Origin of the sequence: Mycobacterium paraterrae, from assembly GCF_022430545.2 — a bacterium.
GTDB lineage: Bacteria > Actinomycetota > Actinomycetes > Mycobacteriales > Mycobacteriaceae > Mycobacterium > Mycobacterium paraterrae.
The window spans coordinates 2,014,007-2,029,066 of the sequence record NZ_CP092488.2 but is presented as its reverse complement, the minus strand read 5'-3'; the positions used below and the strand labels follow the sequence as shown (position 1 = coordinate 2,029,066).

13 protein-coding genes are annotated in these 15,060 nt (G+C 64.0%); 8 read left to right on the top strand and 5 right to left on the bottom strand.

Annotated features, from left to right (window positions below):
• Positions 1–29: 29 nt before the first annotated feature.
• The 4 genes from MKK62_RS09700 to MKK62_RS09680 all read right to left on the bottom strand — a co-directional run bounded on the left by MKK62_RS09700 (position 30) and on the right by MKK62_RS09680 (position 4,044).
• A complete protein-coding gene (locus MKK62_RS09700) occupies positions 30–1,439 on the bottom strand; it encodes an MmgE/PrpD family protein (RefSeq protein WP_240261279.1) in 1,410 nt (469 codons plus the stop codon).
• A 262-nt stretch (positions 1,440–1,701) separates the two neighbouring features.
• A complete protein-coding gene (locus MKK62_RS26520) occupies positions 1,702–2,871 on the bottom strand; it encodes a YceI family protein (protein WP_350355753.1) in 1,170 nt (389 codons plus the stop codon).
• 177 nt (positions 2,872–3,048) lie between these two features.
• Positions 3,049–3,585: an RrF2 family transcriptional regulator gene (locus MKK62_RS09685; RefSeq protein ID WP_240261280.1), complete on the bottom strand. Its 537-nt coding sequence runs from the start codon at positions 3,583–3,585 to the stop codon at positions 3,049–3,051.
• Between the two features lie 78 nt (positions 3,586–3,663).
• Positions 3,664–4,044 (bottom strand): DoxX family protein, encoded by a 381-nt coding sequence (locus tag MKK62_RS09680; RefSeq protein ID WP_240261281.1) that lies wholly within the window; start codon positions 4,042–4,044, stop codon positions 3,664–3,666.
• Between the two features lie 281 nt (positions 4,045–4,325).
• On the opposite strand from MKK62_RS09680, the gene MKK62_RS09675 reads away from it, so the two are divergent.
• Together MKK62_RS09675 and MKK62_RS09670 are read left to right on the top strand one after the other, a co-directional pair.
• Positions 4,326–4,811 (top strand): MarR family winged helix-turn-helix transcriptional regulator, encoded by a 486-nt coding sequence (locus MKK62_RS09675; RefSeq protein ID WP_240261282.1) that lies wholly within the window; start codon positions 4,326–4,328, stop codon positions 4,809–4,811.
• Positions 4,812–4,975: 164 nt separating this feature from the next.
• Positions 4,976–5,668, top strand: coding sequence for a histidine phosphatase family protein (locus tag MKK62_RS09670; protein ID WP_434085080.1), 693 nt, complete (start codon positions 4,976–4,978; stop codon positions 5,666–5,668).
• 88 nt (positions 5,669–5,756) lie between these two features.
• On the opposite strand, the gene MKK62_RS09665 is transcribed toward MKK62_RS09670, so the two are convergent.
• On the bottom strand, positions 5,757–6,374 hold the full coding sequence (locus MKK62_RS09665; RefSeq protein WP_240261284.1) for a TetR/AcrR family transcriptional regulator: 618 nt from the start codon (positions 6,372–6,374) through the stop codon (positions 5,757–5,759).
• Positions 6,375–6,475: 101 nt separating this feature from the next.
• On the opposite strand from MKK62_RS09665, the gene MKK62_RS09660 reads away from it, so the two are divergent.
• The 6 genes from MKK62_RS09660 to MKK62_RS09635 all read left to right on the top strand — a co-directional run bounded on the left by MKK62_RS09660 (position 6,476) and on the right by MKK62_RS09635 (position 15,036).
• Positions 6,476–7,807, top strand: a complete 1,332-nt coding sequence (locus MKK62_RS09660) for a cytochrome P450 (protein WP_350355751.1) — start codon at positions 6,476–6,478, stop codon at positions 7,805–7,807.
• The gene (locus tag MKK62_RS09655) at positions 7,797–9,128 is read left to right on the top strand and encodes a PucR family transcriptional regulator (protein WP_260060478.1); all 1,332 of its coding nucleotides are present in this window, start codon (positions 7,797–7,799) and stop codon (positions 9,126–9,128) included. The genes MKK62_RS09660 and MKK62_RS09655 overlap by 11 nt, the downstream gene beginning before the upstream one ends.
• A gap of 110 nt (positions 9,129–9,238) precedes the next feature.
• Positions 9,239–10,198 (top strand): fumarylacetoacetate hydrolase family protein, encoded by a 960-nt coding sequence (locus tag MKK62_RS09650; protein ID WP_240261287.1) that lies wholly within the window; start codon positions 9,239–9,241, stop codon positions 10,196–10,198.
• A gap of 12 nt (positions 10,199–10,210) precedes the next feature.
• Positions 10,211–10,903: a VOC family protein gene (locus MKK62_RS09645; protein WP_240261288.1), complete on the top strand. Its 693-nt coding sequence runs from the start codon at positions 10,211–10,213 to the stop codon at positions 10,901–10,903.
• A gap of 3 nt (positions 10,904–10,906) precedes the next feature.
• Entirely contained in the window at positions 10,907–12,703 is a 1,797-nt protein-coding gene (locus MKK62_RS09640) for an FAD-dependent monooxygenase (RefSeq protein WP_240261289.1), read from the top strand.
• Positions 12,700–15,036, top strand: coding sequence for a thiamine pyrophosphate-binding protein (locus MKK62_RS09635; protein WP_434085046.1), 2,337 nt, complete (start codon positions 12,700–12,702; stop codon positions 15,034–15,036). Before MKK62_RS09640 ends, MKK62_RS09635 begins: the two co-directional genes overlap by 4 nt.
• The last annotated feature ends 24 nt before the right edge of the window (positions 15,037–15,060 follow it).

Here is a 15,060-nt window from a genome sequence, read left to right as displayed (position 1 = left end):
ATGTTCGACCTCCTCGGTTCTGATTCTCGTCAGAGGCGGTGGCGGGTGCGTTCCCGCAGCGGCGTTCGACTGATCTTGCCTAACAGGCTGGCGAGCTCGCTGACCGGGATCGAATCGATGGCGTCGACGCCGGCGATGATGTCGTCGCGCAGCGCCCGATCGCTGAAAGGCTCGGCCAGCCAATGAAATTTCTCGACCACCTTGTCCCAATTAAACGGTCGGGTCGGTGACCCTTCGAAGTCGTCTTGCTCTCGATCAAACGTGCGGCCGTCGCGTGTGCTCAGGTGTACACGAACTGCGGTGCGCCGCGGGTAGGCGTCGGTCAAATCGTCGGCGGGGCGCACGGTGACCCGCTGCATCATCCGCTGAACATCGGGGCGGCGGACCCGCTCCGTCTCGAGCTGGGCTGGTCCGACCGCGCCGTCGACTACGGCCACCGCACTGAGGTACTTGAGGTTGTAGTCAGCCTGCTCCTTGGTGTCAGCGTGGTCTTTTGGGCCGTACAAGCCGCCGCCCGCGAAGTCGAATGCCCCTTGGAAGACATCGACGGTGATCGTGTCGACGTCTTCGTCTCGTAACCGGTATTCCGAGCACAGGGCCAACACGGCGTCAATTACCGCTTGGCCGTGGATGAGTGAGCAGTACTGCTTGAGGTACGTCTGCTCGACACTGTCGAGCCGGCGATCGTTTACCTCGAAGTCGACATGCTGATCAAGCAGACGGTCGAGCCCGTTGGGGCCGTCGAACACGGCGTGTGGCCCGGTGATGCCGCGGGAGGCCAACATGGTCACGTAGACCGCGCGCATGCCGGTGATCGCCGGTGAGATCCCTTTCCAATTCGACACCGGCTCGGCATGTACTGCAGCCAGTGACACGTTATCCACGGTCGTTGCGGCTATGGCGTTTGCCGTCGCGTGCGCGTCGAGACCGAGCAGCCGCGCGGAACCCGCGCTCGTCGACATGGCAAGTTGCAGCGCATGATTGAGCCCCTGCGCCATCAGCGGAACCTGGGCGCTGAAGCGGCACTGGACCTCATACGCGAGAGCCAGCGCGAGCAGGAATTCGGACCCGCGAGCCCCCACATGTTCAGCGACTGCGAGCACGGTGCCGAAATTGTCGGCGGGGTGGCACAGACCGCCGGGCGTGAGATAGGTGTCGAGAAGGTCCGGGTAGCGGACCAGGACCGTGTTGAAGAACGCCGCCTGGTCGACTGAGACGCGGCCGCCGCCGACCAGCGTCGCGGTGGGCGCACTGCTGAATTGTTCGGTCTGGGAACGAATGTCAGCGATGAGTTCACCGTCGAGGGCGCCGATGGCGCATGCCAGGCTGTCGAGCACATTGCGCTTGAGCGCGTCGCGTGCCGACGGACTCAGATCCTCGGACTCAGCGGACACTACAAACCGCGCCAGCGCGTCGACGGTGGAAGTGTTCACCTTCATGATGACTCCCCCGCCGCGCTGACTATCCGGCGCCGGTCGAGGCAAGCTTCGCCTAGCACTTGTGAGTCCATGAATCGTCCCTTCCGCTCGATGCTCGTGACAACGCTCGCGCTCAACGGCTTTCACTCGGGCCGTTCAAGCTCGCGTGGTGACGCACCAGGGCTTCGTAGAACCAATGGTACACGTTAATGTAGATGCTGTATATCCATATTAACGGGATACCGCGATGGCTGTCCTCGCTCGATGGAGTCGGCCAAGAAGGTCAACCGGCTCTGACGGCCTGCATATCCAGACTCAGGGCGACCGTGTGACCGATTGCCAGTCCTCCGCTATCTAATGGCGTGTTTATTGTGATCCCGAAATCCCTGCGATCCAGAGAAGCGGACGCTTGGAAGCCGGCGACAGGCCCACGATTCATTCCCGCACTCAGTCCGTTGAAAGTCAGGAACAACTCGACCGGTTTGGTGATGCCCGCGAGTTGAAAGTCGCCTGCGACACGGTAATCACTGTTGAGTCGGTGAACGGAGGTCGAAGTGAACCGCGCCGTGGGATGGTTTGCCACGTCGAAGAAGTCGGCTCCGCGAAGGTGTTCATCACGCGCGCCGTTGCCCGTATCGACGGATGCGACATTGATATTGGCGTTCACTGAGGGGGCTGCTCCACCAGCTACCTCTATCGTGGCGTTGAAGTCGCCGAATCGGCCGCGGACCTTACCGACGGAGAAATGGCTGACCGCGAACGTGATCGACGAATGCGCAACGTCGACTTGCCATTCGCCGGCCGGCAGTTCGTTCGGCGCCCACACGTCCGACCCTGAGCTGTTCACCGGATGCCCTACCGGTTCGCGCAGGGCATGTAGTCCGGTGAGCGGTCCGTCGACCTGCATGAGCCGTCCCATCGACAGCGGCCCGAGGTCTACAGGTGCATATCCCAAACTCACTGCGAGGCTGTGGAATTGGTCCTTGGCGGCACTGTGGTCGCCCGCATAGAACAATATTCGGCGTCCGCGATCGGTCAGCGGGTCAGCGGCGATCACGGGCCCATACATGTTGTCGAACGCTTTGATGACGTGTGCGTCCGGCATCAAGGCCGCGATGAATTCGCTTCCCCCGATGGGGATCTGCTCGACAACCGCGTGCGGCGGTGGGTCGGCCCACTGATTGGTCGCATCGACCAGGATCCGGCCGGTACGCGCCGGCAGTGCGGCCAACGCCTCGCACACCTGTTTCCAGTTGACGGCAAGCACCACGATATCGGACGCCCCCGCGTCGGCCACCGTCCCGGCTGTGGCGCGGTGGCCGATGTCGGCGACGATATCGGCGAGAGTTTCAGGACCGCGACTGTTACTGAACACGACGTCGTGACCCGCCTCGACCACACGAAGGGCGATCGCGCGGGCCAACGTACCTGAGCCGATTAGACCGATTCTCACTAGATTCCTCTTCCAACGGCCTTGGAGTTGCGGGGCGGCCCACAGCAGTTCGCAAGCCAGCGCAGTGGCGCCTACTCCATCTCGGCCGTTACTACTCGGCGTGAATTAGATGATGTATCAACCAAACTCTAGATAGAATTGATTGATGCGTCAACCTTCAATGAGGATGAGGGTCAGCTAACGGCCGTCGTTGCTGCGACTCTGACGCCTCGTGCGGGTGGGGGGCGCGGGTTGCAGTCCGGCACGCGCATGCTGGCCCAACCAGCGAACTACTCGGTCTACCGAGGGCTTCGAGGTGTTAGCAACAAGATCGGCGAGCGTTGTCTTCGCTAATGAGTCCCGGTAGGCGTTCTCGGCGTCGGCCATCACAACCGCGATCCGGCAGGGGACGCGACACTGCTCTCGCGACAGGCCGACCGGGCCACGCTGACGAATTTCCGCGCACCGAAACGTCCGCTCGGTACCGCTGAGCGCCTCCACCACGTCGAGCACCCGAATCTTTGATGCGGCCCGCGAAAGTCGGTACCCACCTGCATTACCAGGAACCGATTCCAGCACCTTCGCATTGACGAGCGACTTGAGCACCTTGGCGAGGTAGGGCTCGGGCAAGTCGAAAAATTCTGCCAGGCGACGTCGCGCCAACGGGGTGCCGTCACTTTGCGCGAGTAGCCAACAGCAGTGCAGTGCCCACTCGGTACTCGGCGGCAAGTTCATCGATCAATCATAGATGTCTGTCATCCATGAAGCTCCGAACCGCGGCCAGCAGCTGCCCGCTAAACCTCGTCAGCGGGCTCAATGAATAAGTTGGGCGATACGTCCGGCAGCAATGAATGCTGCCAGCGCCGCGAAGGCTCCGTTGACCGGCCATTGCTTGTACTCTTTGCGGCGCCCGTGGAATTGCGCGGCACCGAGCTGGAGCAGGACCAGGCCGATCGCGGCGGCCGGTGTCAGCACGACAGCGATGCCGGTGGCCCACGGAAGGATGAGCCCGAGCGCGCCGGCGACTTCTACGGCGCCGATCAGTTTGATCGCCGACTCGGAATACTCTTCGGTGACGGCCGACAGGTTGGGGTTTTCCGCCAGTCGTTCCTTCGGCAACGCGACTTTCATGCCGCCGACAGCCAGATAGGCAACTGCAAGTAGTCCAGAGGTGATCCAGAGGGCAATGTTCACGGGGTATCTCCTCAATAGGCTGATCAGCGTGCGTCTCGCGTACCAGTCGTGCCACGTCGCAAGCTGGTATTTATTGATGCGTCAACTAATCTAGGAGAGATAACTTTATGCGTCAACTATTCTTCGGTATCCCGTTGCCGGTCCGCCAGAATCGTGCGGTCGCCGCGCGCGTTGGTTTGACGTCCCACGTTCGACCTCAGATAGTTGATACTTAAACTAAAGTCCAAGGGGGAGGGCGAGGAAAAGATGGGCAAGCACCACTGTCCCAGCGCCGGGCGGCGATGAACGCCTCGAAGGGGTCTTCGACACATGGCACCGAGTGGCTGAACGATGGCGAGCAGGGGGCCTGGCGCCAGTTGATAGCCATGCTGATGGCACTGCCGGCCGCCCTCGAGAGCGACCTTCAACGCACCACCGGTGTAACGATGTTCGAATACATGGTGCTGGCCAATCTCTCAGAGGCCGAGGATCACACGTTGTACATGTCTGAACTTGCGCGCCGGGCGAACTCATCTCTGTCGCGTTTGTCGCACGTCGTTGGGCGCATGGAACGTAAGGCCTGGGTTCGCAAGCGGCCATGCCCCGACGACCGGCGCGTCAGCGAGGTGCGTCTTACCCGGTCGGGGATGAGAACAATCGTCAAGGCGGCACCTTTTCACGTTGCCAAAGTGCGGGAGTTGGTGATCGAGCCGCTTAGTGCGGCTCAGCTGAAGAACTTGGCCGAGGCAGCGTCGGCCATCACTCAACGGATCGACGCCACCAGTTAGCCGACTGGCCTGTCTTCGTTGTCTCCACAATGTGCTTGGACATGCAGTGGGTAGGAGCGCGCTACCATCACGGCATGGGCGTGAGCAGCGAAAAGGTCTGACCCGTGGATCGCTTACAGGCCGCATCAGTGACCGATAATCACGCTCGGCGACGCCATCGTTCGATCGCAGCAAGGATCTTCGGGGTCTGTGTCACGGCGCTGCTCGAGATTGGGATCTCTCCGCTGGCGGGAGCCGACGATTCGCACAGCGTGACACTGACTCTGGTACGACATGCGGAGTCGACGGCGAATGCGGCCGGTGTCATCGACACGTCCACACCGGGACCTGGCCTCAGCTCCCGCGGGGAGTGTCAAGCGGCCCAGGCGGCTGGACCACTCAGCGCGCATCACTATGACGGTGTCTACGCCTCCAACATGATTCGCACTCAACAGACGGCGGCCCCGACGGCACAGGCCCTCGGTGAGGGAACCGAATTTCTTCCGGGCCTGGGTGAAATTGAAGCGGGCACATATGAGGGGCACCCCGGGGCGGACGTCTCCGCATACCTGGCCGCGCCGACGAGCTGGGTTCACGGGGACCGCGCAGCGCGCATCCCGGATTCGTTGGACGGCAACGAGTTCGAAGCGCGCTTCAACTCCGCGGTGCAGCGAATCTACGACAGTGGGCACACCAATCCTGTTGCGTTTTCACACAGCGCCGCGATCATGGCCTGGACGCTGATGAACACTCGCAATTCCGACCCCGCCCTGATGACCACTCGACCATTGCCCAACCTGGGTCGCGTCGTTGTGATCGGAAGTCCTAAGCAGGGCTGGACGCTCACCGAGTGGGATGCCGACTCTGCATCCTGCTGACGACGGCACGGTGAACGGCGAGGATCAACACCGATAATGGCCTGACTTGTAGCAACACCATTTTCGCCCGGCTCCGCGAGAACCGTTGTTAGGCGGACGGGTTGATCAGTGCGATGGCGCTGCGGACCGCCTCCTCGGTGACGTCGGCCAGGGGTTGGTCGTGTTCGACAGTGTGGGCCGCTAGTTCTCGAAGGCCGCCGATCAACAGCACGGCACGGGCGTGGGGCACGGGATCGATTCCGATCGACTTCAGCTCCTCGGTATCGCTGAGCGCATGCACCAGCTCGACGAATTGCCCCATCGCGATGCGCTGCAGGGAACGGGCCGAGGGACCGAGTCCCGGAACATCGCGTATCCAGGTGAGCGTGAGCGGGCGACGACGTTCGGCCCAGTCGAACCAGGTTTCCACCGCTTGGCGTACCTGGGTCTGCCACGATGCGCCCGGGTCGACCGCGGCAGCGACCGCGGCAAGGTTGGCGTCATTGGTCTCCGACAGCAGGGCAACCAGGCACGCCTCCCGGTCGGAGAATTCGGCATAGAACTTCGACTTCGAGGTCCGGGCCCGCCGGACCACATCGGCCACCATCGTGTTCGCGTAGCCGACGTCGGCTATGCACTCGGCCATCGCCTCCAAGATGCGGCGCCGGTAGTCCTCCGAATTCCTGCCGGCCGGTTGCGCGTGCCTGCGTTCCTCCACCGCGTCCACCCCACGTCCCTTCTGCCATTCCGATCGTAGAGCCAGCGCAGTGGCACGTCGGTACATTCATGTACTACTGTCGGGCCAGTACACAGATGTACCAGGGAGGGATGATGGCTCAGCTCACCAGCGAACCGGTGCGGTTGCCGCCCGGCGTGAAGCTGCCGCGCGTCGTTCAGGGTGCCGCGATAGTGATCGACCGGCCGGCCGCGCTCGAATATGCTCGTCGGCGCCACGGTCCGGTGTTCAGTGTGTCGCTTCCCCTCTTCGGCGACAGTCTGGTGCTCAGTGACCCCGCCCTGATCAAGGAATTGTTCACTGCTGGCGAGTTAGTGGAGACGGTCACCAACCTGGGCGACGTCATTGGTCCAGGATCGTCGTTCAGCCTCAATGGAGCGCCGCATCTAGCGCGCCGCAAGCTGCTGATGCCGCCGTTGCACGGCAAGCGGATGCCCCTATACCAGAAGATCATCGAGGAAGAGGTCGCGCGCGAGTTGTCGACCTGGCCGGTGGCGACGCCGTTCGCGACGCTTCCCTCGATGATGCGCATCACCCTCAACGTCATCCTGCGGGCGGTGTTCGGCGCCGACGGACCCGAGCTCGCGGCACTGCGAGAAATCCTTCCGCCGGCGGTGCTGCTCGCATCCCGGCTCACCGTGCTGCCGCCGGCTTTGCGCCGGGATCTGGGTCGCTGGAGCCCGTGGGGACGTTTGGAACGAATGCGTCGCCGGTGCGACGAGCTCATCGGTTCGCTCATCGAACGCGCCAGGACCGCACCTGATCTCGACGAGCGCACCGACGTGTTGGCCATGCTCGTAGCCGCCAGAGACGAGGACGGCCGGCCGATCCCCGACGACCACATCATCGACGAACTGCAAACGCTATTGGCCGCCGGACACGAGACCACCGCCACCACGCTGGCCTGGGCTGTCGAGCGGCTACGCCGCCACCCCGAGGTGCTGGCGAAGCTGGTGGCGGAGATCGATGCGGGCGGTTCGGATCTCTTGCAGGCGACGGTGTGGGAGGTGCAACGCAGCCGTCCGGTGATTCCCTTGGTTCTGCGGGTGACCACGGACCGCATGAGACTCGGCGACTGGGTTCTGCCCAAGGGGCACACCATGATCGCCAGCATCGCCCTGTCGCACAGCTCCCCGGCCAACTACACCGATCCGACGCGCTTTGATCCCACCCGCTTTCTCAACAACAAGCCCGACACCAGCTCATGGATCCCCTACGGCGGAGGCTTACGCCGTTGCGTCGGTGCGGCTTTCGCCAACAACGAAATGCTCATCACCCTGCGCGAGCTGCTGCGCACCTATACTCTCGAACCCACCAACGAGCCTGACGAAAGACCAAGATCCCGAGGCATCGCCAATGCACCCGCGTCCGGAGCCGTCGCCGTCGTCCACCGGCGCAATGCCCCACGGCGCAGTGACTCCTGAGGACCCGGTCGTCACAAACTCAACGGAGCGTCCCTGGTTCGCCGCCCTCGAACCTCAACGGCAACAGGCTTTTCCGGCCGATTCGACGCTGCCTGAACGCGTCGAGGAACTCGCTGCCCTGCTCGGGCCCGGCCCGGCCGGCTGGGCTGTCGAGCTGGGCGCATTGATGGCAGCCAGCATCACGACTGCGATCCCTGAGCTGGCGGTGGACGCGGTGGCCGAGGAGGTCGCCCGAGGGTGCGAGGGGGTAGCTCTGGCAACGCTTTGCGCGCTCGCGCTCGATGACCACGTGGCATTCGCGGCGATGCCGGAGGTGCTCACCGGCCCGATGGAGGTAGTGGCCCGCGGCATCGGGATCGAACACATGCTGCGTAGCATCCACGTCGCGCACGCCACCGCCGCCGGGGTGCTCCTCGACGTCGCCGAACGCGTGGTGCCCGAGCCACAGCGCTTGAGCGAGATGAGGCGCATCAACAAGGCTCTTTTCGGCATCGTCGATCTCCTGACCGAACGCATGGCCGCTGAGTACGCCCGTGCGCACGAGGCATGGTTGACCAGCTCAGTGGCGCTGCGTATGGAGATCGTCGAGAATCTCCTGCAGGGCAATGCCGTTCCGATGGAGAGGGCCACTCGGGTTCTCGGGTATGACCTGAGCCGCTGGCACCTGGCCGTCATCGTCTGGACCGGTGCGGGCATGCCCGCCGAGCCCACCCAGCTCAGAGCCGCAGCCGCCGAGGCACTTTCGAGTGCAGGATGCGTCTCGACCCTAATTCTTCCCGTAGGGGCGCAGCGCGTGTGGGCGTGGGGTTCACGAACGTCGCATCCGCCGGAGTCGGTAGTCCCAACCACGCCGCCGCCTGCGGGCGTGCGCATCGCGATCGGACTAGCTGGGTCTGGCGTCGCGGGATTCCGGGACAGCCACCGGCAGGCCGCCGAGGCGGCGCGCATCGGCGCGATGTCGACGCAGGACGCCTGGTCGTTTCGCTATCAGGACCTCGACGTGGTTGCCATGCTCAGCACCGACCTGCCCGCCGCCCGGGCCTTCGTCGCTCGAGAACTCGGCGATTTGGCCGGTAGCGCGGAGTCCGTCGCCACGGTTCGTCACACCCTCAAGTGCTACCTCGACCGCGACAGGAGTTTGGCCGCGACGGCCGCCGATCTGCATGTCGCACGCAACACCGTCGCCTATCGGGTGCAACGCGCCGAGCAACTTCGCGGCCAACCTCTGGCCGATCGCCGGCTGCAGTTGCACGCCGCCCTCACGCTTGCGGAAGAACTCGGCCCCGCGGTTCTGCAGCTAGCACCGTCGCCGTTGGACTGACATCCAATGGAATGAGGTCAATTATGGACTCCAGCCCAGGCTTCAAGTGGTCGCCGCCCAGTTGACTAAGCACCGAGCGCTGTCGATAACGAGCAGAAGTGGAGAAGCCGGTGGTAGTGCAGCTCGTCCGATACCGGGACAATGAGCACATCTCATGGGGCGTCGTCACCGGCGACGTCGTCTCCCCACTCACCGGGCAGTACGAGAGCACCGCTGACCTCATCGAGCGCGGCGAATCCGACTGGCGCGTAGCGGCGGCCGCACCGGCTGACGTGGTGCTGCCCGACGTCGAGCTGCTCTCCCCGGTCACCACGCCGTGCCGGGTGATGTGTCAGGGCGCAAACTACCGTCAACACGCGATCGAGTCCGGGATGGACCCCGACAACCGCGCATTCAACTTGTTCTTCGACAAGACCGACGCCTCAGTCACGGGACCGCACGATCGGGTGGTTCGTCCCGCCCACGTCACATTGCTCGACTACGAGATCGAGCTGGCCCTGGTCCTGCGCCGATCCGTCGAAGCGCCAACCACGGTCACCGTCGAAAATCTGCACGAGTACGTCTTCGGCGTCACCATCGCCAACGACTTCTCCGCCCGCGACGTCCAGCTACCACAGGGGCAGTTCTTGAAGGGCAAGAGTTACCGCGGCTTCTGTCCGCTGGGGCCCGTGCTGGCCGTGCTGGAACCCGAGGACTTCGCCTTGCTCGACGACCTCGAGTTACGGCTGGAGGTCAACGGCTCGCTGCGCCAAAGCGACAACACCGCGAACATGCTCTACCGGCCCGCCGAGACCCTGACCGAGTTGACCGAGTTCTGCAACATCAGCCCCGGTGACGTCCTACTCACCGGCACCCCGCACGGGTGCATGGCGGCCTCCCCGCCCGCGTTGATCCGCCGGCTCGCAACCGCCCTGCTGCCCGAACAGACCCTATGGGCGGCATTTATCAAGCAGAACCAGCGCAAGCCCTATCTGCGCCCCGGTGACATCGTCACCGCGTCGATACGCAACGCCGCCGGGACTCTCGATCTGGGCACTCAGCGAAACGTCATCGTCGCCCCGGGCAGATAGGAAAGAGTTACGTTGAGCGCCACACCAAGTCCGCTGCAACCGCCCGATTCGGCCGGCTCCGACGACACCGCCTCCGGCCCTCCCGATCTCAGTGACCTCCCCGACCGGCTCGTGCCGGATTTCATCGCTCACTGGGTGGTCAAGACCTCTCGCAGCGCCGAAATGATCGAGTGGTACGGGCACGTCTTCGGTGCCCGAGTCGTCCACGAAGACAACCAGATCGCCTTTCTCACGTGGGATCACGAAAGCCATCGGTTGGCGCTGGTGAAACTTCCCCCACCGTTGCGCTACGTCTTCCCGCTGTCGCGGTGGCGCCGCAAGACCTACGGCATCGACCATCTGGCGTTCACCTTCACCTCGGTCGAAAGGCTGCTACTGACCTATGAACGGCTGAAGAAGGCGGGGATCACTCCAGTCTGGTCCATCAACCACGGGCCCACGACCAGCCTGTACTACGAGGATCCCGAAGGCATTCGGCTGGAATTTCAGACCGAGAACTTCCCCACCGCCCAGCAGACCGCCGAGTACTTCGCCAGCAACGAGTTCAGTGAGAACCCAATCGGGACCAACATCGACCCGGACTACCTGCTCGAACAGCTCCGCGCGGGAGTACCTCACGAGGATCTGCTGACCCGCGGCGCGGGCACCCGGCCTGGCACCAAGCCCCGCTCCAACAAGCGCGCGATTACCTGGAAGACATTGTGAGACATGGACACTGACTCAGTCGTGATCGTGGGCGCCGGCGCCGCCGGGTCGACCCTGGCTTTGCTGTTGGCCCGCTACGACATTGCATGCACCGTTGTCGAACAACGCACCGACCCGCGTCTGCATCCTGCCGCGCACGTCATCAACGCGCGCACCTTAGAAATCTGGAACCGGGCCTCCCCCGCACTGACGCGCGCCCTGGAATCGATCACTCCCCCGATCGACACGGTCAACATCATTCGTTGGTGTACCGACGTGCGCACCTCCCCACTCGGAGAGATCGACCTGCTGTCCCAACCCGACCGGCTTGCCGAAGTGCGTACGCACAGCCCGTATCTCATTTCCCACATCGGTCAGCACCTACTCATGCCGTTGTTGTGGGATGCCCTCGAGAACGAAGCCTTGATCGACTTCCAGCGGGGCTGTTGCGCCGAGATGGACGGCGAGAGGCTGATCCTGCGCTCGGCAGGATCTCAACCGAAGGTGGTGTCACCGCGGTACATCGTCGCCGCTGACGGGGCGAACAGCACGTTGCGCGACGCTGCCGGGATCACCATGCAGGGCCCGGTGCTGGCCAACATGGGCAGCGTCTTCTTCCACGCGCCCGGGATGTACAGCGACGGCGCGGACCGTCCACTGCTCAGCTGGATTTACCATCCTCGCTTCAGCGGGGTGATGATCGCGCACGCCGACGACGACTACGTGCTGATGACGCCCTATCTCCACGGGGCGCAACTGATCGCGCGCGACAGCCACCGATTTTGGGATCGCGTTCTGCCCAAAGTAATTGGCTCGACACCGTATCGGATCCGGTCGACGGGTACCTGGACCATGACCTCGCAGCTCGCCGATCGATTCCGCCGCGGACAGCTCCTGCTCATCGGTGACGCCGCCCACCGCTTCCCGCACACCGGCGGCTTCGGACTCAACAGTGGCGTACAGGACGCCCACAACCTGGCCTGGAAGCTGGCGGCAATAGTGCGTTCGGGGGCTTCAGATTCTCTGCTGGACACCTACGAGACCGAACGGCGCCCTGTCGTCGCGCGTTTCGCCGAGCAGAGCACGAACAATCACTTCACACTCGATCACGTCACCGAGCCGCTGGGCATTACCAATCGGTCTCTGCACCAAGCGACCGAACTCGCGGGAAAGCTTCGTCTGAATAGAGTTCCCGACCGAATGGTCGCGGCCGTCGCCGACGCGTTGACCTACGCCCAAACTTCGCGCACAAAAGCACTTTTGCGCCGTGGCGCCCGCGGTCAGCGACTGCGCCAGCACATCATTGATGCCGTCCCGGGCCAAGAGGAACATTTCGTGGCCAGCGGCCTGGAATTCGGCTACGCCTACGCCAGTTCGCTCATCGACGCCTCCGAGGGGCGCTGTCCCGACAGCGATGTCGCGTTCTACCAACCTACGACCCATCCGGGAGCGCGGCTGCCGCATGCGTTCGTCACCACCCAGGACGGTTTGCATGTATCGACCCACGAGGTCCTCGCCGATACGGGGCTCACGTTGTTGACCGCTGACCCGCAGGGCTGGAGCGCAGGCCTCGCCGGGGCGCCGATGACGGTGCCGCTCACCGTGGTGGCCCTGAGCGCGGCGAACACCGACGACCGCGCCGCGTTGATCGAACTGTTCGAGGTCGGCGACCGCGGCGCCGTCGTGGTCCGGCCCGACGGACACGTGGTGTGGCGCAGCAGTATTGGTGCCGCGGCGGCCGATGAACTTGCTGATTTTGTCGGGAGCGCGTGGGCCGACGTCTACCCGACGTGGGTGCCGGACTTTCAGGAGGCACCGTGACCATCGCTCATCCGTTAGGCTCGGCCCCTTCCCCGCACGACCGGAACACCACGCCGGATCTCGATCTGATCGCCTCGCGTGTGCTGTGGTTGTCGACGGCGATGGTGCACCACGCCAACCGGATTCGACCGAATCCCAGCGGCTTGAAAGTCGGCGGACATCAAGCGTCGTCGGCCTCCATGGTGGGCATCATGACAGCGCTGTACTTCGGGCAACTCCGGCCCGACGACCGGGTCTCGGTGAAGCCGCATGCCTCACCGGTACTGCACAGCATCAACTATCTGCTCGGAACTCTCGACGAGCGGTATATGACGACGTTGCGGGAATTCGGCGGCCTGCAAAGCTACCCGAGCCGCTCCAAAGATCCCGACCCGGTCGACTACTCCACCGGGTCGGTGGGAATTGGTGCCACTGCTCCTATTTGGGCTACATTTGCGCGCCGCTACGTCGACACCGTCTTTGGGGGCGCCGGAACGGGACGCCAATACTCCCTGGTGGGTGACGCGGAACTCGACGAGGGCGCGGTTTGGGAAGCGGTGATGGACCCGACCGTGCAGGAACTTGGCGAGATCGTCTGGATCGTCGACATGAACCGCCAGTCCTTGGATCGCGTTGTGCCCCATATCGCCTCCCAGCGCCTGCAGGACGCGTTCGCCGCCGCGGGTTGGCAAGTGCTCACCGTAAAATTCGGAATGCTGCTCGAAGAGCTGTTCCGCCGGCCCGGCGGCGATGCGCTGCGTACCCGCATCCTGACCATGCCCAACCCCGAATATCAGCGCCTGCTGCGCTGTTCGGCTCCCGAACTACGCTCTCGGCTACCAGGTAACGGCTCGGATGCCGCCACCGTCGCCGCCGTGATCCAGGACCTCGACGACGCCACCCTGTTGAAGGCGATCGGCAACCTCGGCGGCCACGACATCACCGCAATGCAGCGGGCCTACGACCAGATCGACGACTCCCGTCCCACCATCATCCTCGCCTACACAATCAAGGGGTACGGACTACCCACACAGGGGCATCCGCAGAACCACTCCTCGCTGCTGACCGATGAACAGTTCGTTCAGCTGGCCCATACATTGGGCGAAGATGCTCAAAATCCCTTCCGGCGCTTCGATCCTGACTCCTCAGCCGGGCGGCTCTGCGAGCAAACCGCCACACAGTTACGCCGGGCCGACATGCGCACCACCGAACCACCGTCGGTGCCGGTCGAAATCGGGCGCACCCCGCCAGCAGTGTCTAACACCCAGAGCGCATTGGGGCGCACGTTACTCGATCTGACTCGGGAGGCACCCGAGGTCGCACGTCGAGTGGTCACGGTGAGCCCCGACGTCAGCTCGAGCACCAACCTCGCCGGGTGGCTCAACAAAGTGGGCGTGTGGTCGCCCTCGGAGCGGCCCGACTGGTTCGCTGACGACGCCGACTCCATCATGCATTGGCGGGAAAGCCCGACGGGGCAACACATGGAACTCGGCATCGCCGAAGTCAACCTGGTGGGTCTGCTCGGGGAGCTGGGTGCCACCTGGAGCCGGTGGGGCCAGCCGTTGCTTCCCATCGGTGTCCTCTACGACCCGTTCGTCGAGCGCGCGCTCGAGCCGTGGTCGTTCGGCATCTACGCCGGCGGACAATCCATTCTGGTCGGCACCCCGTCCGGAGTCTCCCTGGCCGCCGAAGGCGGTGCGCACCAGTCGATCAAGACGCCGTCCATCGGCATCGAACAACCGGGCTGCATTAGCTACGAGCCGGCTTTCGCCGCCGAAGTCGAGTGGATCCTGCTGCACTGCCTCGGCCTTTTGGGACGCCCCGACGGAACCTCGTCCTATCTTCGGCTGTCCACCCGACCCGTCCGCCAAGAGCTGGCAGGCATCCCCCAGGATCCCGCCGCCCGCGAACGGCGGCGCCGCCACGTACTCGCCGGCGCGTACACGCTTCGCCCGGTCGCCACGCCGACCGTCTGCATCGCCGCGATGGGCGCCCTGGCCACCGAGGCCAGCGACGCCGCAAACCGGCTCGCCGACATGGGCATTGACGCCGAAGTCGTCTGTGTGACGAGCCCGGATCTGGTCTATCGCGCGCTGCAGAGCCGCGACGGGCTGACCGAGGCGCCTTCCTGGATCCTGGGCCAGGTGTTTCCCGCCGAGCGATCCGCACCCATGGTCACCGTGCTCGACGGGCACCCGCATACGCTGGCCTTCCTGGCCACCATCAATCAGGTGCGCTGTAAATCGTTGGGGGTGACCACGTTCGGGCAGGCTGGCGACCTCGACGCGGTGTACCGGTACCACGGCATCGACGCCGACAGTATCGTGCGCGCCGCACTCGACGTCACTTCGTGAAACGCAACCCCTGCGAAAGCCTAG

What these genes read in the sequence shown, in the direction of transcription:
- MKK62_RS09700 (WP_240261279.1), bottom strand. Translation starts at nt 1,439, where the DNA reads ATGAAGGTGAACACTTCCACCGTCGACGCGCTGGCGCGGTTTGTAGTG.
- MKK62_RS09685 (WP_240261280.1), bottom strand. Translation starts at nt 3,585, where the DNA reads ATGAACTTGCCGCCGAGTACCGAGTGGGCACTGCACTGCTGTTGGCTA.
- MKK62_RS09675 (WP_240261282.1), top strand. Translation starts at nt 4,326, where the DNA reads ATGAACGCCTCGAAGGGGTCTTCGACACATGGCACCGAGTGGCTGAAC.
- MKK62_RS09660 (WP_350355751.1), top strand. Translation starts at nt 6,476, where the DNA reads ATGATGGCTCAGCTCACCAGCGAACCGGTGCGGTTGCCGCCCGGCGTG.
- MKK62_RS09640 (WP_240261289.1), top strand. Translation starts at nt 10,907, where the DNA reads ATGGACACTGACTCAGTCGTGATCGTGGGCGCCGGCGCCGCCGGGTCG.